Here is a 26,386-nt window from a genome sequence, read left to right on the forward strand (position 1 = left end):
TGAACGGCCGGGGAGTTTATTTTTTCCTGCCGAAATTATTGACTTTATACCCGATAATGTCTCCTGAGTAGTGTAAAGGGTATGAGAATAAAATTGTATTTTATATAATTGTGCTGCTTTTTATATTTTATATATGGCTTATGGTAAGTTCCTTATGAGAAAAAATATAAATCTGGTATAACATAAAATTTATATTGTAAGTATAAAAAGGCGAAGTGCATGCGCTTGAAAGAGAACAGTTGTATTGTAATTACTTTGTTATGGGTTGGGAGATTATTAGAATGAGGACAAAAGAGCAAGTATATAATTATTTAATTCAGCCGTCTCACTTGTTTCTGAAGCAGGTTATAAAGGTGATGGAAACAAAGGCGTATATTGTAGTCCTCGATCTGCGTAAATCTAAAAAATTGTTTATTCCGGACCAGGTACTACAGGAGTTTGAATATTATTTAAAAATAATTAAAGCCCAAGCCTGCAAAACGAATGAGTATGATGAGGTAAATTATTTAATTTTACCTAAAAAATAATTCTTAAACCTGTTAGGGTTATTTATGCGTCCAAAGAGTGTAGAAACTATTGCCAAGTATATTCATATTGCCGGAAAGCTGCAAAGAACCATTATTGTAAACCAAAAAAAATTTCCGGAATTGCAGGAGCTACAGGATAAGATAATTCATATTCCGATTGACCGGACGCAGCAAAATCCGTTTTTGCACCATTTAGAACAAATCTGCCAGTTACTTAAAGAAAACAGCCATACTTATATTGTCCGGCACCTGCATTATAATTTTACGAAAGATGTAGAAGCCCTGGCCGAAGACCGGGAGTTGTTAGACCTAAATTATTACCTCAACTATATAGACTAACCTGGGCGTAAAGCATTATAGTTTTAATATTATTCACTGGCCCTTTATCTACGGCTTTGCCTATATTATATTGCTTTGCTAAACACCTGCTGACCGGCAGTAGCCTGGGCCTGATGACGGCGGTCGAAAACCATACAAATATTGCGGATAAAAGCTTTGCCTAAATCTGTAACGGTTAAACCAGTGTCGTGTAGTAGCAGCAAGCCTTCCGTTTCCATGTTTAATAAACTAACCCAGGCATCGGCTGGTAAAATTTCCAGCAACGCATCCGTAAAAACTAACTCGCCCTTGCAGGCAATTGCCAGAATAGCTTCTTTTACCAGCAAATCTTCATCGGTTAAAAAATGACCTTTTAAAATGGGTAGCTCACCGGTTTGCAAATTCAGCTTATAATCTTCTACCTTTTTCTGGTTTTGTAAATAGGCGTACTTGGCATCGCTGATAGAAGAACAACCCAAGCCAATTAACAAATCGGTGTGGCAAGTGGTGTAGCCCATAAAGTTGCGGTGCAGGGTTTTGTTTTGCAGGGCAGTATACAAGGGGTCTTTGGGTAAAGCAAAATGGTCCATGCCAATATCGGTATAACCCAGCGCTTTAAATTTTTCCAGGCCCAGTTCGTACAAGGCGCGTTTAGCAGCACTATCGGGTAAATCTTTATCGGTGTAGCTGCGCTGGCCGGGTTTTAGCCAGGGCACGTGCGCGTAAGAGTAAAAAGCAATCCGGTCGGGCCGTAGTAAATTTACTTTATCAATGGTGCTGCCCACACTTTCTAAGGTCTGGTAAGGCAAACCGTAAATCAAATCAAAATTTACCGATTCGTAGCCAATGCGGCGGGCTTCTAAAGTTGCTCTTTCTACGTTGGCAAAGGGCTGAATGCGGTTAATGGTGCGCTGCACTTTTTCGTCGAAATCCTGAATGCCGTAGCTTACCCGCCGGAAACCTAAATCGTACAAAGCCTGCAGGTGTTCGGTGGTGGTATTATTCGGGTGTCCTTCAAAGCTAAATTCCCGTTCCGGATGAATTTCGGCCTGGGCAAATATTCCTTCGAGTAATAACCTCAGGTTTTCAGGACTAAAGAACGTAGGCGTGCCGCCCCCCAGGTGCAATTCCCGGATAATTGGTTTCTCCGGAAAATGCTGCAGATATTGCTCCCACTCCAGTAGCAACGTATTAATATAACCGGCTTCTACACCGTGGTTTTTGGTAATGCGGGTGTTACAGCCGCAGTACGTACAAAGCACCTCACAAAAGGGCAAATGAATATACAAGCTGATACCTTTCTGCTGGTTCGATTCGGTAAAGGTGCGTTTTACTACCTCAAACCATTGGCTGGCGGCCGGTCGGTCGGTGTCCCAGTACGGAACGGTGGGGTAGCTGGTATACCGGGGAGCCGGTACGTTGTATTTCTGGATTAAATATTCGTTGGTTAAGCTCATGTTTTTGCCCGAATTATTTACCGCTGTTTCGGTAATTATTATTTCTAAACCCCAATGTTGTTTGTTTATCAGGTAATCAGGAAGTTTAGTGTGGCAAAATTACAGGAGCAGCTTTGTCTGGAGAATGACGATAATTAACTTATCCGGTGATTTTAATCAGGTTAGCACTTTTTAAAAGCCTGCGGGTAGCTGAATCATTCAGGCATAAAAACAATAAGGATGACCTGGTGGCCATCCTTTCTATGGGTTTGATTTTCTTTAGTTACTGCGCATCCGGAATAAAATCCAGGGAAACCGAGTTAACGCAGTGGCGGGTGTTTTTGGGCGTGAAGCGTTCGCCTTCAAATACGTGACCCAGGTGCCCGCCGCAATGGGCGCAAACTATTTCTACGCGGTGTCCGTCGGCATCCGGCACGTGTTTAACGGCGCCGGGTATTTCGTCGTCGAAGCTGGGCCAGCCGCAGTGCGAGTCGAATTTATCGGCGGAGCGATACAGCGGGGTATTGCACTGGCGACATACGTACGTGCCGGGCTCTTTGTGTTTGTTAAATTTTCCAGTAAAAGGAAACTCTGTGCCTTTGCGCAGAATAACCCGTTCTTCCTCGGGCGTTAGTTTATTATATTTTATTTCTCCGGTATTCATCTTCATAAATTTAAATAAGCAAACAGACTATTTATATAACCTTTGCGGACAAATAATTGTTCAGGTTGACGGTTGCTTGTTTCATGCAAAATAAACGAAATTAAAGAATAAACAGTTATAACACCCGCTGACTGGTTCAGTTGGTAGTAAATGGCCTGATCTGATTTTGGGAGGCAAAGCAACCGGAACCGGTACTTTCTAAAACCAGGCAATTGTTATAACTTGTACCCCTATTCGAATATTAAGTACTAATGGCGGCGGCAGAACCGGATATTTTTTTTAAACAAAAACGTACTACATCCGAAATAAAAGACGAAATATTGCCCGCGTACTTTAGAACCTGGGGCACTATTTATTTAAAAGCGCTGAGTAGCCAGTCGTCGAAAGCTTTATATTTTATAGATGTAAACGCCGGCGAAGGTAATACCGCTGCAGGGCAACCAACGGCCCCTTTGGCCATCCTGGAAAATATTCACCAAAACACTTCGTCAGAAATACCACCGGACGTGCCGGTAAAAACTTTTTTTGTTAACCCTACCCAAGCCTTAGCCGATAAATTAAACGCTAACCTGGAGCAGTTGCCGTATCTGCCGGCGCTGCCGGTAGCACCCGTGGTCCGGACCGAAATTGCTTTTCAGGCGGAATATATGAATGCCTTACCAACCGATGAACCAACTTTAATTTTTCTGGATCCCAGCCGGCCTGGGTTAACCCGGCAATTGCTGTTAAAAGCCCGGCAAGGCGCCGCTACCGATGTGCTGCTAATTTTTAACTTTAATAAATTACGGCAAGCTTTACTGGCTGATGAAACGGGCGACTGGGAAGCCGATTTCTGGGGTCGCCGCTTGGCGGAAGTTACAGAAATTAATCGGACCGAAGCCAGTGCCAAGAAGCGGGAAAGTTGTTTTATGCAGTCTTTGGCGGCTGTTTTTAAAGATGCCGGTTTTTACACCTTTGCGTTTAATATGCTGGCGCCGGGTAAAAATCCGGTCAGCCAATATTTGCTGTTCCTTACCCAATCGTTGCCGGCCTATTTGGGCATGAAAGATTTCATGCAGGTTTACAGCGAGTACCAGGAAGATGGCGTGCCCTTATTTCGGGTTACAAACAATCCGCCCGTACCGCTGCTGCCGGGTTTTTTCAGGTACCTGAGTAAGTATACCCTGGACAACCTCACCGAAGATCTGGCCCGAAGCCGCAGCCAGTTTCATTACAAAAACCTGCAGGCCATTTACGAAGAGCACAGCGTGGGTACTAATTATATTAAAAGTAATTACCGGCAAGCCCTGGAAAAGCTGCGGGCCGATGGCATTTTATACCCGGTAGATGCCCAAAATAAGAAAGTAAAGGCCTTTACCGATACTTCGGTAATTTTCTATAACTTACACCGGAGCAAAAAATAGAAAAGCATTGTGCTTACTTGAAGCAATATTTATCCACCACATAAATTTATGATTTCAGGAGAATTTCAAAACCAGGTTGCCATTGTAACCGGGGCTGGCCAGGGCATCGGTTTCGAAATATGCCGGCAATTAACCCGCCAAGGGGCATCCGTTATCCTAAACGACGTTGACCCCGAATTAACCGCCAATGCAGCTGGGAAAATTAACCAGGAGCAGGGCGGCCGTTGTTACGGCATGGCCGGCAATGCGGCCGATTTAAACTTTATTCAGGAAATGGTAGCCGCGGCCGTGCGGGAATTTGGGCAATTAACCATTGCTATTGCCAACGCCGGTATAACGTTGTTCGGCGATTTTCTGACTTATACGCCGGAAGCCCTGCACAAAGTAACGGAAACCAATATTGGCGGGAGCTTTTTTCTAGCCCAGGCGGCGTCCCGGCAATTTATAGCGCAGCAAAGTGGCGGCCGCATTTTGTTTATGTCGTCGGTAACGGGCGTGCAGGCGCATAAAAATCTGGCGGCCTACGCCATGACCAAAGCGGCTTTGCAAATGCTGGCTAAAAATCTGGTAATCGAATTATCGCCGTTCGGTATTACGGTTAATGCCCTGGCGCCAGGTGCTACCCTCACCGAAAGAACGGCACAGGATGAAGATTATGAAAAAATCTGGTCGCGGTTAACGCCGCTGGGCCGGCCCGCTACCCCGGCCGATATTGCGCAAGCCGCCCTGTTTCTTGTATCAGACAAAGCCCGTCATGTTACTGGTCAGTGTTTGGTTATCGATGGTGGCTGGACCTCTATCAGTCCTTCGCCGTATTAAAATTTGCCGCCGGGTAAATAATGTATTTGATTCGGCAACCTTGTTTTAAAGACGGACTTAAGTAGCCTTTAAATATTGCCCGCAGTAATTATTTTAAAAACGCAACTGGCCGGTCAGCAGACACGGCCAGGGCAGAAGTTGAAGCGCAAGGGTAAGATTAAATATTATTACAAAACATCGTCCTTTTTATCATCGGTAACGGTTAGTAAAACCATTTCTATGTTGCGCTGCGATTTCTCCAGCACTTTAAACTCGTATTCATTGTAAACCGCGGTGTCGCCAATTTCCGGAATAGTGCCGTAAATAACGTTTATCAAACCCCCTACTGTTTCGTAATCTTCGCCTTCCGGAAGCGGGTAGGGCAGGTAATCGTTAACATCCAGAATAGAAGCGGCGGTATCTACCTTAAACTGGAAGTCCGATAGCTTTTCTACAATGGGCACTTCTTCATCGTACTCGTCCTGAATTTCACCGACGAGTTCTTCCATAATATCTTCCATGGTAACAATGCCCGAAACACCACCAAATTCATCCGAAACAATAGCCATGTGCAGGTGACTGCGCTGGAAGTGTTGCAGCAGACGGTTTATTTTTTTGGTTTCGGGTACAAAGTAAGCCGGCCGGATTAATTTTTCGAGATTAATGGGCTCACCCCGCCGGATGACAACGAGCAAATCCTTTACGTACAAAATGCCCACAATATTATCAATGGTATCTTTATAAACCGGAATCCGGGAATATCCTTCTTTAAACACCATATCCAGAATTTCATCTTCGGTAGAGTCTATATTCAGAGCAGCCAGCTTGGTGCGGGGCACCATTATTTGCTTCACCATGCGGTCGTTGAACTCAAACACGTTCTCGATGAGTTCGTGCTGCGAATCCTGCATGGCCCCGCTTTCCTTGCTTTGCTCAAAAATAAGCCGCAACTCTTCCGAGCTGTGCACTTCGGAGCCGTGCATGGGCGTAATGCCAATGCCGCGTAATATAAGATTTGAAAAACCGTTTAAAAACCAGATGGCGGGTTTAAAGAGCAGGTAGAAAAACCGCAAGGGCAGCGACAAGGCTAAACTAGTAGACTCGGGCCGCTGAATGGCCAGCGATTTGGGAGCCAGCTCGCCGAAAACAATGTGCAGAATGGTAATAACGGCAAAAGAAACCGGTAAGGCAATTTTATGGGCTAGCGCTTCGTCGCCGGCAAACCCAAAGGCGTGCATAATATTAATAATTATCTCGGACACTACGCTTTCGCCAATCCAGCCCAGCCCTAAGCTGGCCAGGGTAATACCCAGTTGGGTGGCCGATAAATAAGCATCCAGATTATTAATCATTACCAAGGCTACTTTGGCTAACTGGCTGCCGGCCTGAGCCCGGAGTTCTACCTGTGAAGCCCGCACTTTAACAATGGCAAATTCGGCAGCCACAAAAAAACCATTCAGGAATACCAGAAAAATGGTTAATAAGATGTTTAGGATCATAGTTGTTGCTTACAAACGCTGGTAAGCTTTGCGTAATATGCCTCAAAGATAAAAGTAAGGCCCTATTATCAAAGCAAGGCACCTAAGTTTTGCCTTATTTTACCCGTGGTACTATTATATGTAAACAGGAAAAATAAGTTATAGATTTTAGAAATCGTTGCCTGAATATACCGGCACTTAAAGCGCTGAATAGGTAGGTTTACCTTTTTTAAAGATTGTGCGACTAATTGTGCTAATTTTGTAAAGATTTAGTAAATATTAATCAGGTCAGAATTTCAGATGAAATATATAAAAATAATAGGGTTGCTCCTGGTTATGGCGTTCGGGTGGCAGGCCGGGCAGGCCCAGATCCTGAAGCCGGCGCGCTGGAGCTATGAGGTCAGCAGCAAAGAAGTAAAGGTGGGCGAAGAAGTAGAGCTGGTGTTTAACGTAAATATTATGCCCGACTGGTATTTATATTCCAGCGATTTCGATCCGGATTTAGGGCCCATGGTTACTACTTTCACTTTTCAGAAAGATCCTTCGTACGCCCTGGTAGGCAAAATAAAACCCATTAACCCCAAAAAGAAGTACGATAAAATATTCGACGGCGAATATACTTATTTTATTAAAAATGCCCAGTTCCGGCAGCGCATCAAGGTCTTAAGCCCGAATTTAAATATTAAAGGTGCTTACGAATACCAGGTTTGTTCCGATGTAGACGGCAAGTGCATCCCTTTTGACGATACGTTTACATTTAACCAGATAAGCGTGAGTGGTGTTGCCCAGCCCGAGCCGGCAGCACCTGCTGTGGGCACCACTACGCCGACAGAAGCACCCGTTATAAATAATCAAACGCCCCGCCCCGCCGAAGAAACGGGTATTCTGATGGATGATCCTACGTTTCAGGGTTTGATTGCCGAAGTAGATTCGGCCCGGGTTGATTCGACGCGGAAAGCCGGAACTTTAGCCGTTTCTCCGGCCGACACTAACCTGCCCGCTACTGCCGAAACAGCGCCCCTGCTAGCGGTGGGCAGCGTGCCAAATGCCGGTTCGGACCTGAGTAGCTTTATGGTGCTGGCTTTTTTTACCGGTTTGCTGGCTTTGCTTACGCCCTGTGTGTTCCCGATGGTGCCCATGACCGTTTCTTTCTTTACCGGCAACAGCAACAACCGGGCGCAGGCTATTTTTAAAGCTTTTATTTACGGCTTGTCCATTGTGGTTATTTATACCTTAATCGGCACTATCTTCTCGAAACTGGCGGGACCGGAGGCGGCTAATTTTATTTCCACGCACTGGCTGCCAAATATTTTGTTTTTTCTGGTTTTCCTGCTGTTCGGCATGTCTTTTTTGGGGATGTTCGAGATTACATTGCCCAGTTCACTCGTGAATAAAGCCGATGCCCAGGCCGATAAAGGTGGCTGGTACGGGGTGTTTTTTATGGCTTTTACCCTGGTGCTGGTATCCTTTTCGTGCACCGGACCGTTAGTGGGCAGTATATTGGTATCCTCGGCTGGCGGCGAAACTTTAAAGCCGATTGCGGGCATGTTGGCGTATTCTACGGCTTTTGCTTTGCCGTTTACTTTGTTTGCGGCTTTCCCATCATGGCTCAAAAGCTTACCCCGTTCGGGTGGGTGGCTCAACAGTATTAAGGTTTGTCTTGGTTTTATTGAGTTGGCATTGGCACTTAAATTTTTGAGCATGGCCGACCAGGCGTACCACTGGGGTTTGCTGGACCGCGATATTTACATTGCTATCTGGATTGTATTGTTCACCCTGATGGGTTTTTACCTGTTAGGCAAGCTTAAATTTTCGCACGATTCCGACCTGAAATTTATTAGTGTGCCGCGCATTTTGCTGGCTATTCTGGTTTTCTCGTTTGTGGTGTATTTAATTCCGGGTTTGTTCGGGGCGCCGCTAAAGGGTTTAGCCGGTTATCTGCCGCCGCAGTCGTCGCACGATTTTGATTTAAACGCCATAATCCGGCAGAACAACCAGGGCGGAGCCGTGACAAACGCGCCGGCGAACGAGTTGTGCGAGAAACCCAAATACGCCGATTTCCTGCATTTGCCCCACGGCTTGCAAGGCTACTTCGATTTAGAACAAGCCAAGCGCTGTGCCACTGCGCAGAACAAACCAATATTTATTGATTTTACCGGCCATGCTTGCGTAAACTGCCGCGAAATGGAAGCCAATGTGTGGTCGGACCCGGAGGTGCTCAAACGCCTGCAAAACGATTATGTGGTAGTAGCACTGTACGTAGATGATAAAGCCGAACTGCCGCAAGACGAGTGGTACGTATCTACCTACGACAAAAAAGAAAAGCGCACCATTGGCAAGAAAAATGCCGATTACCAGATTACCCGTTTTCAGAATAATGCCCAGCCTTTTTATATTTTAATGGATCCGGCCACCGAAAAACCCTTGGTGCAACCCATGGCTTACAACCTGAACGTACAGGAGTTTGCCAATTTTTTAGACGCAGGTAAAAAACAGTATCAGCAGAAAATGGCAACCAACGGCAATATTTCGGCGCTTAAATAAAATATTCCCAGACCAATAAATACATCTTAAAATATACAGAAAGCTCCCCTCCTGTTTTAGGAGGGGTAGGGGTGGTGATATTCTTATCTTCATATGATTTTTTACCCTGGCACTTATCTTATGACTCTTCTCAAAAATTGCCTGCTCTTTATTTTTTATTTGGTTAGTTTCATAGCAACCGGACAAACCAAACCAAATGCTACCCTTGATAAAAATAAAATATCTTTGGTTATCCACGGTGGGGCCGGTACCATTACCAGGCAGAACATGACCTTCGAAAAGGAAAAAGCTTACAACGAAGCGCTGAACCAGGCTTTGCAGGCGGGTTATGCTATTTTAAAGAAAGGTGGTACCAGCCTGGATGCCGTGGAGGCTGCCATTAGGGTAATGGAAGATTCGCCGTTGTTTAATGCGGGTAAAGGCGCAGTTTTTACAAACGAAGGCAAGAACGAACTGGATGCGGCTATTATGGATGGCAAAACCTTAAAAGCCGGCGCCGTAGCCAGTGTAACCACCATTAAAAATCCCATTTCGGCTGCCCGGGCTGTAATGGGAAAATCGGAGCACGTAATAATGATTGGTAAAGGCGCCGAGCAGTTTGCGAAAGAGAAAGGCCTAGAGCTAGTAGATCCCACTTATTTTCGCACCGAAACGCGCTACCAACAGTTAGAAAAAATCCGGAACGAAGAAAAGACGAAACTCGACCATTCGGGTGGTAGCGGTAGCATCCGTACGCCCAAAGTAAAAGACCCGGATGCGCTGGCCGAACTAATATTTACCGAAGGTGAGAAATTTGGTACCGTAGGTGCCATAGCCCTGGATCAGTTTGGTAACCTGGCGGCGGCTACTTCTACAGGGGGCATGACGAACAAACGCTACGGCCGGGTAGGCGATGCGCCCATTATAGGAGCCGGTACTTACGCCGATAATGCGACTTGCGCGGTATCGGCTACCGGCCACGGCGAATATTTTATCCGGTCGGTGGTCGCGCACGATATTGCCGCTTTAATGGCGTATAAAGGTTTATCGGTAAAAAATGCCGCGGAAGAGGTGGTAATGAAAAAACTGGTAAAACTGGGCGGCGAAGGCGGCGTGATTGCTCTGGACCAGAACGGTAATTTTGCCATGCCTTTCAATTCGGCGGGAATGTACCGCGGTTATATAAAAGCCGACGGCAAAAGTGAAGTACTGATATATAAATAAAATACTATACAGAAAAGTGCAAAACCAGGTGCAGCGGTAGTTTGCCGGTACCTGGTTTTTTTATGTAATAAATTATGCAGGTTTTCTTTATATAATCTAAAATATACCATATTTTTGTATCGCTTCAGGTAGTAATGCCGCTATCGCTATTTAAATTATGCAATTCAAACGTTTTACTCCGTTTTTCCTGTTCTGGCTGCTCTGTTATGGGGCATTGGCGCAAAACGCAGTACAGACCCGGCTGGCGTACAATTTCACGGATAAATTCACTTTTTCGGATGAGTGGCAGTACCTGTCTACGGACATCTATTTGTTTAACGGCAGCAAATTTACCCGGGTGGTAAACGAGCTGGAGAACGGGGCCGGCCGCGACAAAAAGAATTACCGCAAAGACCTGGAGTACATGTTTATTTCGGCCCAGCTAAAAAATATTAAAATATTCGGTAACGAAAACGTTATTTATCCGCTGTATAATTTTAATATCAGCACCGATAAAAAAGAGTATACCACCGAGGTAAGTGATAATATAGAGGTCATCCGGATTATAGATAAGCTGCCGGTTTCCGACGAAAGCAAAAATATTGAAGCCACTATTCAGGCCAAAGCCATTACCAACGACGAAACCGGCGATATGTTTAATATTGTGTCGTCGCAGTTGCTGAATATTTCGAAGCTAACCAACCCTTCCGGGGCGCTGTTGTCGCTGGTAGGGGAGTTTGGTAATTTATTGGGAACTACTTCTAAAAAGAAAGAGTACCGGTTCAGTTCTACCATTCGGCTCTACGAAGGCCAGGATTTTGATACGCGCCTGCACTCGGTACGCATGTACGTACTGGTTCCGCCCGATGCCAAACAGCCCACGCTGCGCATGGCCCGCTTTGCCGAATATTTAGGCGGCGGCCACGCCAACCTCGATCGCCGGAAAATAGAAGAACTGGTTAATTACAAAGATTATCCTTTCCTGATTATTGCCAATTACAAATCGTTATACAAAACCGATGTACTCAGCGGCAACGAAATAAACACCGAACTGATTGAAAAGCGCAAGCAGAAAATAACCAATGCCCACGATGCCGGCCTGGTAAAAGACGAAACCTTTAAGCAGGAAATGTTTTACATCGAGTACCTGCGCACCTTTGCCGAGCTGAAGCAAAACCTAAACCACTACAAGCTGAATTACCGCAACAATATTTCAGAGGCTAATTCCAAAACCTTGTTCTCGATTATCCAAAGTTACCGCAACATCAAAAGTTTGCAGCGGCAGCGCGAGAAAGAATTTGCCAAAAACAGCACTTTCCAGACAATATTTAAACCCGAGTACCAGGCCGTGGCCGCCAGTGCCGATTTGTACCTGGAAGGCGATCACAACCTGAAAAATTCGAAAGAACTGGTACTTACCTTACTGGAACTCGATACCGAAATAAAAAATAATTTGAATGCCGCCAAGCGCGAGGCCTACCTGGCCAAACTAAACGCAGTGGAGCTGCCCAACAAAGAATATTTAGCCACTACCATCGAGGGCGAAGCCATTAACCGGTACATTACTCTGCTCGAAGACATGCAGTACAAAGAGCTGTTTGAGAAAGATGTAAATAAGCTGGCTACTTTGGCTGGTACCGACGAGAACCTGGCCTTCCGGAACAGCCTGATGGAAAGAGCCGGTGCTACCAAATGCGTGCGATGCCGGGAACAGGTCCGGGAAGCGGTGCTGAGTTTTAACAAACGCTACGAGGCCTCCAAAACCCAGGAAGCACGCAAGAAAACCGAGGAACTCCGGAAGCTCGCCGATGCAAAAGTTACCGAGTTCCTGAAAAAGAAATATTGCATTGATAATAATATAAAGAGCAGTTTCCCGGCCGAGGCAGTGCCGGCTTTTGTGGCCCGTTTCAGTGAGAAAAATAACGACCTGGGCAAACAAACCGAAGAACTGAATGCCTTCTTAAAAGAAGGCTTCAAAGGCGAAAAACTCGAAAATATTACGGATTACAACAACCGCCTGGAAGTGCTGATGAAGCAGATTGAAGACGGCTTTAACGAGATTTGTACGAGCGAGAAAAACCTGTGCGGCTGCTACAGTGGCTAAACCTGTGCAACCTTTAGAAAAAAGCCGGCTGCAAATATTTACAGCCGGCTTTTTTATTACTTTAATTTAAATACTATTTACCCAACGGAAGCCAGGTGCTTAACGAAACCTGGAAAACTGAATGCCGGGCATCGGTGCTGCTGTCTTTCAGGTAAGGATTAATGCTGTTGGCGTACCGGAAGTTTAAGCTAAGCGGACTTTCCGGGGCCTGGAAGCCGATGCCAACCGCATAACCCAAATCGGTGCTCCGGTAATGGTTGGTGCTCTTCTCGCGGATTACCGGTTCTTTGGTGGTGTTTTCGGTGATTAACCCGGTTTGGGTAAGGGTGCGCCGTTGCTCGGTTTCCTGATTCAATAAGAATCCAACCTGCGGACCGGCTTCGAAATAGAGGGTACCGGTTTTTACCTGCACCAGCACCGGCACATCCAGGTAATTAACCCGGTTATTTATTTCGGTTTTAGTAGTGGTGTTGCCGCTGGTGCGTTCATCATCAATCCGGAACCCTTTGGTAGAATAACTAATTTCGGGTTGAATAGCCAATAGAGGCGAAATGCCAATGTTGGTAAAAATGCCCGCCTGAAATCCGGGTTTGTAGGCTTTGTCAAATTCCTGGTAGTTACCCGTGTTGCCATTAACGTTGGTGTAATTGAAACCACCTTTAATACCTAAATTCAAATTTTGGGCCTGAGTGGTTTCCCAGCAAAGCGCAAGCAGGGAAGCGGCCAGAATAAGTTTTTTCATTCTTTTAACAGTTAAATTGAATATGCCTGAAGCAGCACGTTTTTAAATATTCTTATTAATTAATATTGTGTTTTACGAATATTCAAAAATGAGGCCATTTATAAATATTAATTGGCCTTGCAAGAGTTATGTAAGGCAGGCTGAGGCTTTGTGTCTCATTATCAGGGGTAAAAAATTTAACTGTTTAGCACGAAAAAACCCGATTAGTTAGTTTTTAGCTTTTTGCATTGGGGCTTGGGTTGCTACCTTGGTGCGGCGTTCTTTTAATTCCCGCCAGGTAGTTAAAATTATTTTTTCGTCCCGGAGGGCTTGCCGCACGGCTGGGTCTAGCATGGCCAATAAGTCGCCTTTGCGCGTAGGCCCCGAGGTAGAAATATGCGGGAAAACTTCGGTGGGATCGGTGCAGTGCATAATCATCATGGTAACGCCGGGTTTTAAAGATTTGATGGCGGCCACGTAGTTTTTTACTTTTAAAGCCCGCAGGTTTTCGTCGGTGGGTGGTACGTTGGCCGGCAAGTTCCAGCCGTAACTGGTGTTATGCAAATCGTCGAGTACCGGTAAGCCGGCATCCCAAACTTGCTGCCCCAATTGTTTAATTTCTGTACCGCCGGCCAGAGTAGGAATTGTCATGCCGGGCTTCCATTTGCCTTCGCGCACCAGGCGTTCTTTTGTTTCTTCTTCCATTTCCCGAATGAGCAGGGTATTATGGCCGGCCGGCAGCATAACGGGTATGCGCTCCTGAATACCTACCCGCAGGTAACGTTCTGTAAACTGGGGGTGGGCAAATAAAGTACCCATGTGCGAATCGAGGTGGGTAGGCTCGAAGCCCATGCGGCGGGCCCGCGCCAACTGCGCCCGGATTTCGGCTTCTACTTCGTCGGGGCTGGCGTGCCGGGTTACTTCGTTTACCGATGGCCACAAAGCGCCTTCGGCATCTACCAAACCCGGTGCGGCTTGCTGACCGGTAAGCGGCCCCCAGCGGTAATTCTGCCATTCGGAAGTGAGGGTCAGGTGCAGGCCGGCATCAGTTTGCGGATTTTTCTTCAGGTATTTTACAAAGTCCGGCACCCAGGGGCAAGGCATCATAACGCTTACCGAATTGGCTACCCCTTCTTCCAACGCCTTAATGGTGCCAATATTCGAGTCGTAAGACATGCCGGCATCGTCGATGTGCAGGATTAGCACCCGGTCGCCTTTTTTCCAGCCGAGTTTTTCGGCGTAGGTGCGGTTTGTGGGCTTCTGGGCCAGGCCAATCACAGCCGGTATCAGCAACAAAAAAGAAAGCAGGAAGCATAATAACAGGTGGTGGGTAGAATAAGGCATACAGGCTTCATTTAGGGGTGAATAGATGTTAGGCGGAATTCTGCTGGATAAGGTAAATATTTTTCGCCGCAAACAAAACAGGTATGTTTTTAAGCCAGACCTATCCGGCCTGGCGCACAGACCGGACATAAAAAAGCCCTTTCGGCTTACGCCAAAAGGGCTTTTTTATAAAATATGCAACAATTATTAAGCTAACTGAGCTTCCAGTTTTTGCGCCAAGGCATTTTTAGGAACGGCGCCCACTTGCTTATCTACTACCTGGCCGTTTTTGAAAACCAGCAGGGTAGGGATGCTGCGGATACCGAATTTAGCAGAAGTTTGGGGGTTGGCATCAACGTCAACCTTACCCACTACTACCCGGCCTTCGTAATCGCCGGCCAGTTCTTCTACTACCGGACCAACCATGCGGCAAGGTCCGCACCACTCTGCCCAGAAGTCAACTAAAACCGGTTTATCAGAATTTATTATTTCTTCGAAATTAGCATCGGTTATTTCGATTGCTTTGTGTCCCATGACATTTACAGTTTAAAGTTTATTAACTAAATATAAAAAACTTGGGCGCCAGGGCCCAAGATTTAAATTAATGATTATGTTTTACGATAGAAACGGGTTTTTTGTCACGCAGAATATGAGAAAACTTATTCAAATCCTGTTTATCTACCGATTCTTCGTCTTCCAGAAAGTCACTCCAGTTCTCAACTTTTAGTCGTTTGTTACCAGAAAACTCATTCGACGTTAATACATAACTACCTTTTTGTACCGTAATACCATCTATTACTTTGTCTGGCTTCGAACGGCCAAACACCTGAACATACATGGTATCGGTAGGGCTAATAAAAGCCAGGCTAATGCCCGGCGATACTGCCGATTCGGTAAAAGTAAACAGATTGGTATCTTTTTCAAAACTCAGGTGCGGGTCGGTTACTGTTTTGGGGTCACGCAACGAATAAACGCGGTATTGGAAGTTTTTAATGACCGCATCGGTTAAGGGTTTGCCGGTTTTATCATACAGCATAAACGAAATGCCTTGCCGTGAAAAATTCTGCGCCCAAACCAGACTAACGCTAATTGCCAACAATACAATTACTAAACCTGCCTTTTTACCTTTTGTTTGAAATAGTTTTACCATTTTACTTTTAACTTTTACAATTTATACAAAAACGCCGCCAACTTTAATTTCCTGCCAATCTGTCTTAATGCCGGCGTTTGCCAGTCTCTTTATTATTTTCTTGCCCAACTAAATAACTCCTGTTATTTGCTTTAACTAGCTAAACGCGCAGGTTGGGTTGTTTAGCATAAGTTCCGATGCATTTCGCTGCCGGTTCTATTTTTTGCCAGGCTAAATTACCGCCTTTCTCGCAGTTGGCTAAACCTGTGCCGGCGATAACAATTATTTTTTGCCAGCTTTTATATTAAAATCCCTAAACTAAGTTTTGCCTATGCAAACTTCAAGTATACGCTCTTAGCAGCACAATACAAACTTAACAAAATCCCGGCCAAATAAGCCTATGTAGAGGCTAAGGTATTATTTCTTTTGGGTAGGATAAGCTAAAGTGCTGTAAAGTAGCTTGTAAGCGGTTGGCCTGGTTGCGATTGTAATTATTCAGGGGTGATGGTAATGGTAAATACAGGGCCTTGCCCAACCAAGTATTACAGCTTGCCTAGGATAACTATTTAACCTGGTAAGCCCAGGTTGGTGGGTAATCCGTCCAGGCTAACCAGGTTCTTTTCCTGTACGTAAGCTTCCAATCCGGCCGGGCCTTTTTTCTCGGCCCAGTCGAAATGAATGTCGCGTTCGCCTTCGTAGCGGAACAAGGGTACGCCAAAACCGCAGGAAGTTTGCACCAAATGTATATCGGCAATAATTAACTGGCGGGTGCTTGGGTAAATTTTAAAATGCGGGGCAAAAATATCCCATTCGTCGGAACCCGGCAGCACCGTTTTGCCTTTGCCGTACAATCTTAAAATTAGTGGTGCCCCCGCAAAGGAGCAAAACATAAAGGTAATGCGGCCATTTTCTAAAGTATGCGCCGAGGTTTCGTTGCCACTGCTGATTAAATCCATATAACCTACCTGGCTCTCCGAAAACACCCGGAAACAGTCCAGCCCTTTTGGCGATAGATTAACATGCCCTTCCGGGTTTAAAGGTGCCGAGCTTACAAAAAAGATATGCTGCTGCTGAATAAATTCCTGGTGCGCTGCCTTAATAGAATCGTGAAATTTGCCCATGGGTTGGTGGCGGTTAAAAGGATGCTGATTGATACCATTGAACCCGAAAAGTAGTAATAAGCAAGAAGGGAAACAACCGATTTAAGTTAAAAGCAATTGCCGTTAGCCTGATGGGTATAATTGTCCGCTTGCCTGGCTTTATCGTAATCCTTTCACCGGACATTGCTGAATCTGGTTTTTAAATTAAAACCGTATATCCGGGTTCTTCTGCAGAAAGCTACTGTATTTTTTTGCTGCTTCCTGCAAAAACGGGAGGGTAACGTTAAGGGGTGTTCCAAAGAATTCGGTTTCTATTATGACAGCATCTTTTTTGATAGTGCGCTTCCATAAGCCAATTACTTTGCCATCTTTAACCACCATTGGCCGGAATAAACCGTTATTCGAAATAGCATTTTTATGATGTTCTGACAGTAACGCCGCCGTCCGGTCTTTGTAGCTAATGATTAATTCGTCGAAGGCGGGTAAAAAATAGGGGCTGGTTGGTTTGTTGGTGAAACTGGCAGGGTCCGGATTAAACCAATAAGTAGCAGCGTTAACCGTTTCGGAAATAAAATTGGCTTTCACCAATTCTAAAGCTTTCCGCGCATCGGTAACGGATAAACCAGACCACCAGGTAAAGTCTTGTAAAGTGGCCGGGCCGTGGCTCTGGAAATAGGTGTGTGCCAATTTTGCCAAAGCTTCTTCGCGGGTTAAGGTTATCTTGTGGGGTACTCGTTTGGCTAGCAGCGCGTAAGTCTGTTTGCTTTTTTGAACCGGGCCGCTGCAAATAATAGCGTCCTGCTCAGCGTGCATTAGCAGGAGCGAAGTCCGGTTGTTATCGGTAATTATTCCGGATTGACGCAACTCAGTTGCTAAAGCTTCGCGGGTTAAACATTCCGGCTGGGCTAAGGCTTTTTCCATGACGGCATTGCTTTTAGTAATCAGGGATTCTGTTAGTTCCAGCTTTTTAAGCCATGGTTTCAGGGCACTTTTAATTTGGGGTGCCGATAAGGCCAGCAGCGGGTAAATATCTTCCGCCGAAACAAAATGCCAGGTTGGCCTCAAAATATGCGTTCGGAGAATTTTACCTTGGTTTATAGCGGCTTCTATTTCGGTTTCATTGGAATTAGGTAGCCGGACGCCCAGAGCCCATTTAGCCATCGCGAAATCCTGGGCTTGCATGGCACCCATCCAGCTTACCAGTTCCTGAGCGGTTGTAAAGTTGGTACCGCTAATTTGCTGATTGTGGAGCCGGATATTGCCTATCTCTTCTAACACATGTTTCGTTTTTAAACCAATAAGATAAATCTTAATTATAGTTTCGGGTGATAATACCTGAAACGGTACAAAATATTTGAAAAAAATGTTAATGTTCTGATTTGGTAGTTTTTTTAATTAAACCATATTGCAGATAATTAAAGTTTTTTTCTAAATAAGTTTTATGAATTACAATAAAAAGATTCTTATTATAACCGGTGATGCAGGTGAAAGTTTTGAAATACTGTATGCATCGCACCGCCTGTTGGAGGCTGGGTACCAACCAGTAATTGCAGCACCTGCTGTAAAGCGAATGAACCTGGTGATGCATGATTTTGAACCGGGTTGGGATACCTATATAGAACGGCCCGGTTACCTGATGGAATCTGACCTTTCGTTTGATGATGTAAATCCTGCTGAATACCATTCCCTTCTTATTCCTGGTGGCAGGGCACCCGAATTTTTACGAAACGACCAACGAGTAATAAACATTGTTAAAGCATTTAATGACAGCAATAAATATATTTTTGCTATTTGCCATGGCGTTCAGATATTGGTAACCGCAGGCCTGGTAGATGGGCGAAAGATAGCTTGTTATGAACATGTAAAGTTTGAAGTTGAAGTATGTGGTGGTATTTATGTTACACCAGACCAGGCGGTACAGGACGGAAAAATTATTACCGGGAAAACGTGGCAGTCGCACCCTGAATTTTACAGACTTGTATTTAACTGTCTTGAAAAATCAAAAGAGGCAGAACCGGAAACACAGGTTGTTATACATTAACCCTTGTTGTGGCTTGTGCATAAACTATACGACCAAGAGTTACTTAATCCTCAGTATAATAATAGGCTGCACAGTATGGCGCGGAAGTTACTTCCGTGCCTCTCAATAATCTAGCTCTAACATCATTCATAATATTTCTGGCTTATTTTTCAATAACAAGAAATAAGCCAGTCTAAAAAGTCACGGAAGTAACTTCCGCGCCATACTATGGAAGAGATCTTATATTTTAGGAATCTGCAGTTGCTTGCAAATTGCTTTAGCTAATAAATCAATTATATCCGGATGGCAAGGAACGGTAGTTTGGGTATTTAAAGTATCGTTGGCGTAAATATCATGTTTCTGCGCCATGCCTGGCCAAATAACAACCTTGTTCTTCCAGATGCTTAATTAGTTTAGCGCGCTTCACCTAAACCAACTCAAGCGGTTCCTGATACACAATATTGCCGGTGTTAGAATTCTTATCCCGCACATAATCGAGGTAAAGTTCTAAGGCATCCTTAATATTTTCTTTTACTTCTTCTATGGTAGCGCCCTGCGTTAGCACATCAGGCATTTCTTTAATTTGCCCCACCAAACCTGTTTCTGTTTTCTCAATTACTAAAGTTAATCCAATCATGGTCAAGGGGTTTTTCTGATATAACGAAAAATCATAAGTCCTGTTTTATGTTCCGGTATCTATAATCTAAATGTTAACATTAAATGCCTCCACATGCTTCAAGTTTAAGCGTAGCGGTAACTTGGAACAGCGATATAGGCCACTTTTCAACTCTCGTCAGTTTCAAACTGGCCGAATAAAAGCCACAAGTTATCGCTCCGGTCAAACTTGCGGCATGGGTGGAGCATATTGGAATTTAAGTTTTTTTTTCTATATTGTTTTTAAAGCTATATGAAATCCTATGAAAAACTTATTACTCCTTTTATTAACAACATTATTTTTCAATTGTTCTAATGTCAAAATGGAACTTAATTCAGAACCTGAAAAAGAAAATGATTTACAAAAGTATAATATTATAGGACAAGTAAAATCAATAAAGACCACTAGCACTAATCAAAAACTTGAAGATACACCTGGTGCATATACTAAACATGTAAGAAAAGTTAAATATAATCAGGATGGATACATTACTGAATCTACTGATTCAACTGTTAAGATAATTTTAAAATATGATAAAAATGGTAATATTGAAGAGGAAAAAAGATACAATGGTGATAAACTTATTGCTTACGCTGAATCTAAATATGATAATAATGGCAATGTATTAGAACGTTTATTTTTTGAAAAAAATGGGAACGATATTAAAAACACTTTTAAATGGATTAAACGTTATGATGATAATAATAACCTAGTAGAAGAAAGTGTATTCGATGGCAATGGTAGCCCTGATGGTAAATCTGTTTTCAAATATGATACTAATGGAAATAGGATTGAAGAATTATCATATGAATTAGATGGTAAAAGCCTTAACTATAAAGCAACATTTACATATGATGAAAAAGGGAATGTAAAAGAAAGATATATTAAAGATAACGAAAGTGCTTATATAAGTAAATTTAAATACGATGATAAAAATAATTGTATTGAAATTTCTGAGCTAAGTACAAAATTTAAAACTGATGATAATGGTAGTATAGTTGAAGTAAAAGAACCTGCAACAGTAAAAGAAGTAAAATATAAATATGATGAAAAAGGCAATTGGACAAAACTTACTGTTACTGTACCAGAAGAATCTACTTATCCTGTTAGTATAGAAGAACGAGTAATTGAGTATTATTAACAATTTGAATTCATTTTACTCTTAAGGGGAATTTGCTTTTTAGAACCATTCATCATATCTCCAAATTAATTTTTAACTATGAAGAAAATTTTATGAATTCCTGCCATGTTAAGTGTTTTTTACCTGACACTAAACAGTAGAAAAAAATACAAATACCTACAATCATTAATATTACTCTTCTTAGCTTCCCGCCGTGTCAGGTGTTTTTCACCTGACACTTACTGGCAGCACCAAATTCTACAACAACTTACAAGTCCCGATATTATTTTCTTTAATCTTCTGAATAAAGGTTTTCGGGTCGATGCGGTACTTGCGGGAGAACATTTCGATGGAAATACGTTCGGTGGGGTCGCTTAGCATGAGTTCGAATTTTTTGCCGCCCGGCGAAGTTTGAGCGGCTTCCTCAATCCGATCAATCAGCAAATCATTCAGCGTTCGAATATCAATATCCAGGCGGACGCCGTTGGCCATTTTATCGGTTAAATCGCCTAACAACTGAATATTTACAGGTTTTAATTCCCACTGGTCTTCGGTTTTGTAGCGCAACTGCACTTTGCCTTTTATAAACACAAACATGCCTTCGCGCAGGTACTGGGCAAACTTTACAAAGTCTTCGCCAAACAAAGCCATGTTCAGGGTAGAGTCGTAATCTTCGAGGGTAAACAGGGCAAACGGGTTGCCGTTTTTGGCAGAGGTCCGGATTACCACATTCGACACAATACCCGCTACGTTCACGTCTTTGCCCTTGTACTCCGTTACTTTATCTAAAGAGCAGGTGCAGTACGAATCAATTTCCAGGCTGAACTGGTCCAAGGGGTGACCCGAAATATAGAAACCTACTACTTCTTTTTCGCGGCGCAGTTTTTCGGTCGGTGTCCAGGGGGCAACTTCGGGTACTTTGGGCAGCGGAGCGGCTACCGCAGCGCCACCGCCAAACAACGATTGCTGGGCAGCACTGGCTTCGGCCTGGTGGTTATTGCCAAACCGAACGGCTTTTTCAATCAGGTTTTGGGTTTCGCCTTCGGCCAAATCTAAATATTGGGCACGGTGGTATTTCTCGAAAGAATCGAAAGCGCCGGCCTGGGCCATGCTCTCGAAGGTTTTCTTGTTTACCGCCCGCAGGTTTACCCGTTTGGCAAAATCAAAAATATCCTGGTAAGGGCCGTTCTTCTCCCGTTCTTCCAGAATAGCTTCTACCGCCGCTTCGCCGGTGCCTTTTATAGCGCCCAAACCAAAACGGATAGCGCCTTCCTGGTTGACGTTAAATTTATAAATGGATTCATTTACGTCCGGCCCCAGCACCTGTACGCCTTGCTTGCGCGCTTCCTCAATAAAGAACGTCACCTTTTTAATGTCGTTCATGTTGTGCGTCAGCACCGAGGCCATGTATTCGGCGGGGTAATGCGCTTTTAAGTAACCGGTTTGGTAAGCTACCACGGAGTAAGCAGCGGAGTGGGAGCGGTTAAACCCGTACTGGGCAAACTTCTCCATTACATCAAATACCTCGGAGGCTTTTTTCTCTGGTATTTTATGTATTTCCTTGGCACCCTTAATAAATTTCTCCCGCTCCTGGGCCATTTTTTTCATGTCCTTCTTACCCATCGCGCGGCGCAGCAAGTCGGCGCCCCCGAGTGAGTAACCGGCCAGGATTTGCGCGGTTTGCATAATCTGCTCCTGGTACACCATAATGCCCTGCGAATAATTCAGGATGGGTTCCAGGAGTTCGTGCGGGTAATCTACCTCTTCGCGGCCGTGTTTCCGGTTAATAAAGTTCGGAATGAACTGCATCGGGCCCGGCCGGTAAAGGGCGTTCATGGCAATTAAATCTTCAATATTGGTCGGCTTTAAATCTTTCAGGTACATGCGCATGCCCTCCGATTCAAACTGGAAAGTTCCGATGGTATCGCCGCGCTGATAGAGTTCGTACGTTTTCTCATCGTCCATCGGAATGGCATCAATATCAATGTCTACGCCGTGGTTTCGTTTGATCAACGCCAGCGCATCCTTAATAATGGTCAGGGTTTTAAGCCCCAGGAAGTCCATCTTCAGCATGCCCGCCGACTCGATTACCTTCCCGTCAAATTGAGTAACTAATAAATCAGAATCCTTGGAAGTTGAAACCGGAATGTAGTTGGTGATATCGTCGGGGGCAATAATTACCCCGGCCGCGTGAATACCAGTGTTGCGCACCGAGCCTTCTAGTTTTTCGGCCAGCTTCAGGGTTTTAGCGCGTAAGTCGTTACCGTCCCGGATAGCTTTAAGTTCAGGGCTTTCTTCAAAGGCTTTGGCCAACGTAGTGCCCGGCGCATCCGGTACCATTTTAGCCAGTTCGTTCGCATCGGATAAAGGCAATTCCAAGGCCCGGGCCACATCTTTAATACTCGATTTGGCTGCCATGGTACCAAAGGTAATAATCTGGGCTACCTGCGTTTTACCGTATTTATCAACCACATAGTCGATTACCCGCTGGCGGTTTTCGTCGTCGAAGTCAATATCAATATCGGGCATACTTACCCGTTCCGGATTCAGGAACCGCTCAAAGAGCAGGGAATATTTTATGGGGTCGATATTGGTAATCCCCACGCAGTAAGCTACCGCCGAACCAGCCGCCGAACCCCGGCCCGGACCCACGGCTACGCCCATGCTGCGGCCTTTGTTAATAAAATCCTGCACGATGAGGAAGTAACCCGCAAAGCCCATGGTTTCAATAATCTGCAACTCGTAGTTAAGCCGTTCCTCAATTTCGGGGGTTATGTCGCCGTACCGTTTTTTGGCGCCTTCAAAGGTTAGGTGGCGCAAAAAGGCATCGGGCCCGGCGTGGTCCGCCGGAATCGGGAAGTTGGGTAATAAAATATCGCGCTGTAGTTTGGGCGGCGTTATTTTATCTATAATCTCGTTGGTGTTGTCAATGGCTTCGGGTACGTCGATGAATAATTTATTCATCTCGGCCTGGTTCTTGAAATAAAACTGGTCATTCGGGAAACCAAAACGGGTTTTAGTACCCATTTCGTCAATTTTATTTAAAGCGCTCCGCACCGAAGCGTAATTGGAATATTTGCTCCGGACGTTATCCAGGGTATCGTAAATTACCTCGTTGCTGTCAGTCAGGAAGCGGTAATATTTGGTAGAGAAATCGCCAACGGGCATACTCTGGTCTTCGCCGGTGTTTACGCACAATAAAATATCGTGCGGACTCCAGTCGTCCTGCTCCACGTAGTGCGAGTCGTTGGTAGCAATGGTTTTTACGTTGTATTTCTTGGCCCACTTTAGTAAAACCTGGTTGATATCTTCCTGGCTTTTACCGGTGTTATCAATATTTTGCAGGCCGTGGCGCTGAATTTCGATGTAATAATCTTCGCCAAACAAATCGAGCCACCACCGGAATATTTCTTCGGCTTCTTCTTCGGTTTTCCAAAGAATGGCTTGCGGCACCTCGGCCCCGATGCAGCAAGAAGTAGCAATCAAACCTTTTGAATATTTCTGCAAAAGTTCTTTATCGATGCGGGGCCACTTGCTGTACAAGCCTTCGATGTAGCTGAGCGAGCACAACTTAGCCAGGTTTTTGTAGCCATCCTGGTCTTTGGCCAGCAGCAACTGGTGGAAGCGGTTGTCTTTAACCTCTTTACTGAACTGCTTTTTAAAACGGTCTTCCACCAAATAAAATTCGCAGCCCACAATCGGCTTCACGTTGTATTTATTGGCCTCGGCCACAAAATTAAAAGCCCCGAACATGTTGCCGTGGTCGGTCATGGCAACGGCTTTCATGCCATCGGCCTGGGCTTTTTTCATCAGGGCACTAATGCTGGCTTGTCCGTCGAGTAAGGAATATTGGGTATGGCAGTGTAAATGCGAGAAATCAGGCACGCTTCTTAAATTAATAATTAAAATTATGAATGATGAATTGCTTTTGGGCAATTAAAGCTGGCCGTGGGGCAAGCTTCCGGATATTAAAATTAATAAAAATTAGGCTTAGGCCCAAGCTAAATAATGTTTGTATCTGGCTTACAACCATAATAAAATTTTATGCTACCAGATTTGTTTTAGCACCGTATTTACTACGCTACAGGTAATTGTTTAACAAGAATATATTCCGGATGAGTTCCACCCTTCCTAATACCACTACCCGCCGACAAGTGCCTCTTTCAGAGATGTTCCGGGCTTTGCAATACAAAAATTATCGTTTGTTTTTCAGCGGCCAGGGCATCTCGCTGATTGGTACCTGGATGCAGCAGATTGCCATGAGCTGGCTTGTTTACCGGCTTACCGACTCGGTTTTTTTATTGGGTATTCTGGGTTTTGCCAGCCAAATTCCTTCTTTTTTACTCGGTCCATTTGCCGGTGTTGTATCAGATCGTTTTAACCGCCACCGCATTTTAATATTTACGCAAGCTTTATCAATGGTGCAAGCCTCCGTGCTGGCGACCCTGGTACTAACCGAAAGAGCAACCACTACCTGGCTGATTGGCTTAAGTGTTTTCTTGGGTATTGTAAACGCTTTCGACGTAAGCGCCCGGCAGGCTTTTGTGGTCAGTTTAATTCCAAAACGCGAAGACGTGAGCAATGCTATCGCTTTAAATTCTTCGATGTTTAATATGGCGCGTTTGGTGGGGCCTTCAATAGCGGGTATTTTAATTGCGGCCGTAGGCGAAGGCATGTGTTTCTTAATAAATGCCATTAGTTACGTAGCCGTTATTTTGTCTTTGCTTTTAATAAAAGTAACACCGTTCGTGCAGTCTAAAAAAGATGCCCAAATTTGGCGTTCGTTAAAAGAAGGATTTGGCTATGCCTTCGGTTTTCCGCCCATCCGGGCCATTATTTTGTTAATTGCTTTAATTAGTTTGTTCGGGATGCCTTTTAGCGTGCTGATGCCCGTTTTTGCCCGCGATATATTGCACGGGGGGGCTAATACGCTGGGTTATTTAATGGGGGCTTCCGGTATTGGCGCGCTGTTGGGCGCATTGTATTTGGCGCAGCGCTCTTCAGTAATTGGGTTGGGTAAAATAATAATTGGGGCTACTTTACTCATGAGTGTGGGGCTTATTTGTTTTTCGTTTACCCAAAGTTTGTGGCTGGCCTTAATTTTTATATTTATGACCGGACTGGGCATGATTGTACAGATGGCCGCCAACAATACCATTTTGCAAACCATTGTGGATGATGACAAGCGGGGCCGGGTAATGAGTTTTTACTCGATGGCTTTTATGGGCATGGCACCTTTTGGCAGTTTAATCGCCGGGGCTGTGGCCGATAGAATTGGGGTGGCCTATACTTTTTTAGGCTGTGGTATTATGTGCTTCCTCAGTATTATTCCGTTTGCCATTCAATTGCCCAACTTACGCAAAATGGTGCGCCCTATTTACGAACGCCTGGGTATTTTACCCCAGGTGGCTACCGGCCTGCAATCGGCTACTGCTTTAACTACGCCGCCGGAAGACCAATAATAGCAATAGCGTTTACGAGCAGGTAAATTGTTGGCAAAAATTAGCTAGCGTGTTTTACTTTACTAAGGAAATAATGAAGAATTAGGGCCAGAATAGTCCAGTAAAAAGCAAATCCGACCAGAAAAAAAGGTGGCGGCGTATCCGGATCTTGGTGCAAAAAATTAATAAAAGGCAACAGCGGCCCAATTAAAATAATTTTGATAGGCGACAAAATCGTAGATACAGCAGCTTTCCAGCCTACTTGTGATTCCGTTCCCAGGAAAGACTCAGGCGGCTGTTCCAAAAGTGAAGTAGTGCCAAAAAGAAAGGCAGACGCAAAAAGGAGGAAGAGGAAGACGAATTTTATTCTTGAATTATTCATGCTCTCCAAATAATATACTACCTTTTACTGTATGTTAATAT

Annotated in this window: 23 protein-coding genes; 10 read left to right on the forward strand and 13 right to left on the reverse strand. The window is 44.5% G+C overall.

Annotation, left to right across the window (positions count from 1 at the left end; genetic code table 11):
- Window positions 1-356 precede the first annotated feature (356 nt).
- Window positions 357-527 (forward strand): hypothetical protein, encoded by a 171-nt coding sequence (locus tag AAE02nite_RS26395; RefSeq protein ID WP_170252654.1) that lies wholly within the window; start codon window positions 357-359, stop codon window positions 525-527.
- 24 nt (window positions 528-551) lie between these two features.
- On the forward strand, window positions 552-866 hold the full coding sequence (locus tag AAE02nite_RS20350) for a hypothetical protein (RefSeq protein ID WP_146902289.1): 315 nt from the start codon (window positions 552-554) through the stop codon (window positions 864-866).
- A gap of 65 nt (window positions 867-931) precedes the next feature.
- Here the strand turns inward: AAE02nite_RS20350 and hemN are convergent, their stop codons facing one another.
- A complete protein-coding gene (hemN, locus tag AAE02nite_RS20355; RefSeq protein WP_146902292.1) occupies window positions 932-2,302 on the reverse strand; it encodes an oxygen-independent coproporphyrinogen III oxidase in 1,371 nt (456 codons plus the stop codon).
- 262 nt (window positions 2,303-2,564) lie between these two features.
- On the reverse strand, window positions 2,565-2,945 hold the full coding sequence (locus tag AAE02nite_RS20360) for a methionine-R-sulfoxide reductase (protein ID WP_218033531.1): 381 nt from the start codon (window positions 2,943-2,945) through the stop codon (window positions 2,565-2,567).
- 251 nt (window positions 2,946-3,196) lie between these two features.
- Here AAE02nite_RS20360 and tcmP point away from each other — a divergent pair, with 251 nt between their 5' ends.
- Window positions 3,197-4,348: a three-Cys-motif partner protein TcmP gene (tcmP, locus tag AAE02nite_RS20365; protein ID WP_146902299.1), complete on the forward strand. Its 1,152-nt coding sequence runs from the start codon at window positions 3,197-3,199 to the stop codon at window positions 4,346-4,348.
- A 48-nt stretch (window positions 4,349-4,396) separates the two neighbouring features.
- Window positions 4,397-5,167 (forward strand): SDR family NAD(P)-dependent oxidoreductase, encoded by a 771-nt coding sequence (locus AAE02nite_RS20370; RefSeq protein WP_146902302.1) that lies wholly within the window; start codon window positions 4,397-4,399, stop codon window positions 5,165-5,167.
- Between the two features lie 167 nt (window positions 5,168-5,334).
- Here AAE02nite_RS20370 and AAE02nite_RS20375 read toward each other — a convergent pair whose 3' ends face one another.
- Window positions 5,335-6,645 (reverse strand): hemolysin family protein, encoded by a 1,311-nt coding sequence (locus tag AAE02nite_RS20375; RefSeq protein WP_146902305.1) that lies wholly within the window; start codon window positions 6,643-6,645, stop codon window positions 5,335-5,337.
- Between the two features lie 279 nt (window positions 6,646-6,924).
- Here AAE02nite_RS20375 and AAE02nite_RS20380 point away from each other — a divergent pair, with 279 nt between their 5' ends.
- The 3 genes from AAE02nite_RS20380 (at window position 6,925) to AAE02nite_RS20390 (ending at window position 12,454) form a co-directional block, all read left to right on the forward strand.
- Window positions 6,925-9,168: a protein-disulfide reductase DsbD family protein gene (locus AAE02nite_RS20380; RefSeq protein WP_146902308.1), complete on the forward strand. Its 2,244-nt coding sequence runs from the start codon at window positions 6,925-6,927 to the stop codon at window positions 9,166-9,168.
- 120 nt (window positions 9,169-9,288) lie between these two features.
- Complete coding sequence (locus tag AAE02nite_RS20385; RefSeq protein WP_146902311.1) at window positions 9,289-10,371, forward strand: isoaspartyl peptidase/L-asparaginase family protein; 1,083 nt, start codon at window positions 9,289-9,291, stop codon at window positions 10,369-10,371.
- 157 nt (window positions 10,372-10,528) lie between these two features.
- A complete protein-coding gene (locus tag AAE02nite_RS20390; RefSeq protein WP_146902314.1) occupies window positions 10,529-12,454 on the forward strand; it encodes a hypothetical protein in 1,926 nt (641 codons plus the stop codon).
- Between the two features lie 73 nt (window positions 12,455-12,527).
- Here the strand turns inward: AAE02nite_RS20390 and AAE02nite_RS20395 are convergent, their stop codons facing one another.
- From AAE02nite_RS20395 to AAE02nite_RS20420, 6 genes are all read right to left on the reverse strand, one after another.
- Entirely contained in the window at window positions 12,528-13,196 is a 669-nt protein-coding gene (locus AAE02nite_RS20395) for a porin family protein (RefSeq protein ID WP_146902317.1), read from the reverse strand.
- A 207-nt stretch (window positions 13,197-13,403) separates the two neighbouring features.
- Window positions 13,404-14,519 (reverse strand): polysaccharide deacetylase family protein, encoded by a 1,116-nt coding sequence (locus AAE02nite_RS20400; RefSeq protein ID WP_146902320.1) that lies wholly within the window; start codon window positions 14,517-14,519, stop codon window positions 13,404-13,406.
- Window positions 14,520-14,705: 186 nt separating this feature from the next.
- Window positions 14,706-15,032 carry a thioredoxin gene (gene trxA / locus AAE02nite_RS20405; protein ID WP_026461941.1) on the reverse strand — a complete coding sequence of 109 codons (327 nt, stop codon included), beginning with the start codon at window positions 15,030-15,032 and terminating at the stop codon, window positions 14,706-14,708.
- A 67-nt stretch (window positions 15,033-15,099) separates the two neighbouring features.
- Window positions 15,100-15,648, reverse strand: a complete 549-nt coding sequence (locus tag AAE02nite_RS20410) for a hypothetical protein (RefSeq protein ID WP_146902323.1) — start codon at window positions 15,646-15,648, stop codon at window positions 15,100-15,102.
- Between the two features lie 545 nt (window positions 15,649-16,193).
- Window positions 16,194-16,748: a pyridoxamine 5'-phosphate oxidase family protein gene (locus AAE02nite_RS20415; protein WP_146902326.1), complete on the reverse strand. Its 555-nt coding sequence runs from the start codon at window positions 16,746-16,748 to the stop codon at window positions 16,194-16,196.
- A 183-nt stretch (window positions 16,749-16,931) separates the two neighbouring features.
- The gene (locus AAE02nite_RS20420) at window positions 16,932-18,005 is read right to left on the reverse strand and encodes a winged helix DNA-binding domain-containing protein (protein WP_146902329.1); all 1,074 of its coding nucleotides are present in this window, start codon (window positions 18,003-18,005) and stop codon (window positions 16,932-16,934) included.
- A gap of 163 nt (window positions 18,006-18,168) precedes the next feature.
- Between AAE02nite_RS20420 and AAE02nite_RS20425 the strand changes: the two genes are divergently transcribed.
- A complete protein-coding gene (locus AAE02nite_RS20425) occupies window positions 18,169-18,768 on the forward strand; it encodes a DJ-1/PfpI family protein (protein WP_146902332.1) in 600 nt (199 codons plus the stop codon).
- A gap of 219 nt (window positions 18,769-18,987) precedes the next feature.
- Here the strand turns inward: AAE02nite_RS20425 and AAE02nite_RS26870 are convergent, their stop codons facing one another.
- Together AAE02nite_RS26870 and AAE02nite_RS20435 are read right to left on the reverse strand one after the other, a co-directional pair.
- Window positions 18,988-19,116 (reverse strand): hypothetical protein, encoded by a 129-nt coding sequence (locus tag AAE02nite_RS26870; RefSeq protein ID WP_262713472.1) that lies wholly within the window; start codon window positions 19,114-19,116, stop codon window positions 18,988-18,990.
- Between the two features lie 58 nt (window positions 19,117-19,174).
- Entirely contained in the window at window positions 19,175-19,384 is a 210-nt protein-coding gene (locus AAE02nite_RS20435) for a type II toxin-antitoxin system HicB family antitoxin (RefSeq protein ID WP_146902335.1), read from the reverse strand.
- Between the two features lie 280 nt (window positions 19,385-19,664).
- On the opposite strand from AAE02nite_RS20435, the gene AAE02nite_RS20440 reads away from it, so the two are divergent.
- Window positions 19,665-20,543, forward strand: a complete 879-nt coding sequence (locus AAE02nite_RS20440) for an RHS repeat domain-containing protein (RefSeq protein ID WP_146902338.1) — start codon at window positions 19,665-19,667, stop codon at window positions 20,541-20,543.
- Between the two features lie 237 nt (window positions 20,544-20,780).
- Here the strand turns inward: AAE02nite_RS20440 and dnaE are convergent, their stop codons facing one another.
- Window positions 20,781-24,407, reverse strand: a complete 3,627-nt coding sequence (dnaE, locus tag AAE02nite_RS20445) for a DNA polymerase III subunit alpha (protein ID WP_146902340.1) — start codon at window positions 24,405-24,407, stop codon at window positions 20,781-20,783.
- A 230-nt stretch (window positions 24,408-24,637) separates the two neighbouring features.
- Between dnaE and AAE02nite_RS20450 the strand changes: the two genes are divergently transcribed.
- A complete protein-coding gene (locus tag AAE02nite_RS20450) occupies window positions 24,638-25,984 on the forward strand; it encodes an MFS transporter (RefSeq protein ID WP_246151203.1) in 1,347 nt (448 codons plus the stop codon).
- 40 nt (window positions 25,985-26,024) lie between these two features.
- Here AAE02nite_RS20450 and AAE02nite_RS20455 read toward each other — a convergent pair whose 3' ends face one another.
- Complete coding sequence (locus AAE02nite_RS20455; RefSeq protein WP_146902343.1) at window positions 26,025-26,345, reverse strand: hypothetical protein; 321 nt, start codon at window positions 26,343-26,345, stop codon at window positions 26,025-26,027.
- Between the last annotated feature and the right edge of the window lie 41 nt (window positions 26,346-26,386).

Origin of the sequence: Adhaeribacter aerolatus, from assembly GCF_007991635.1 — a bacterium.
GTDB lineage: Bacteria > Bacteroidota > Bacteroidia > Cytophagales > Hymenobacteraceae > Adhaeribacter > Adhaeribacter aerolatus.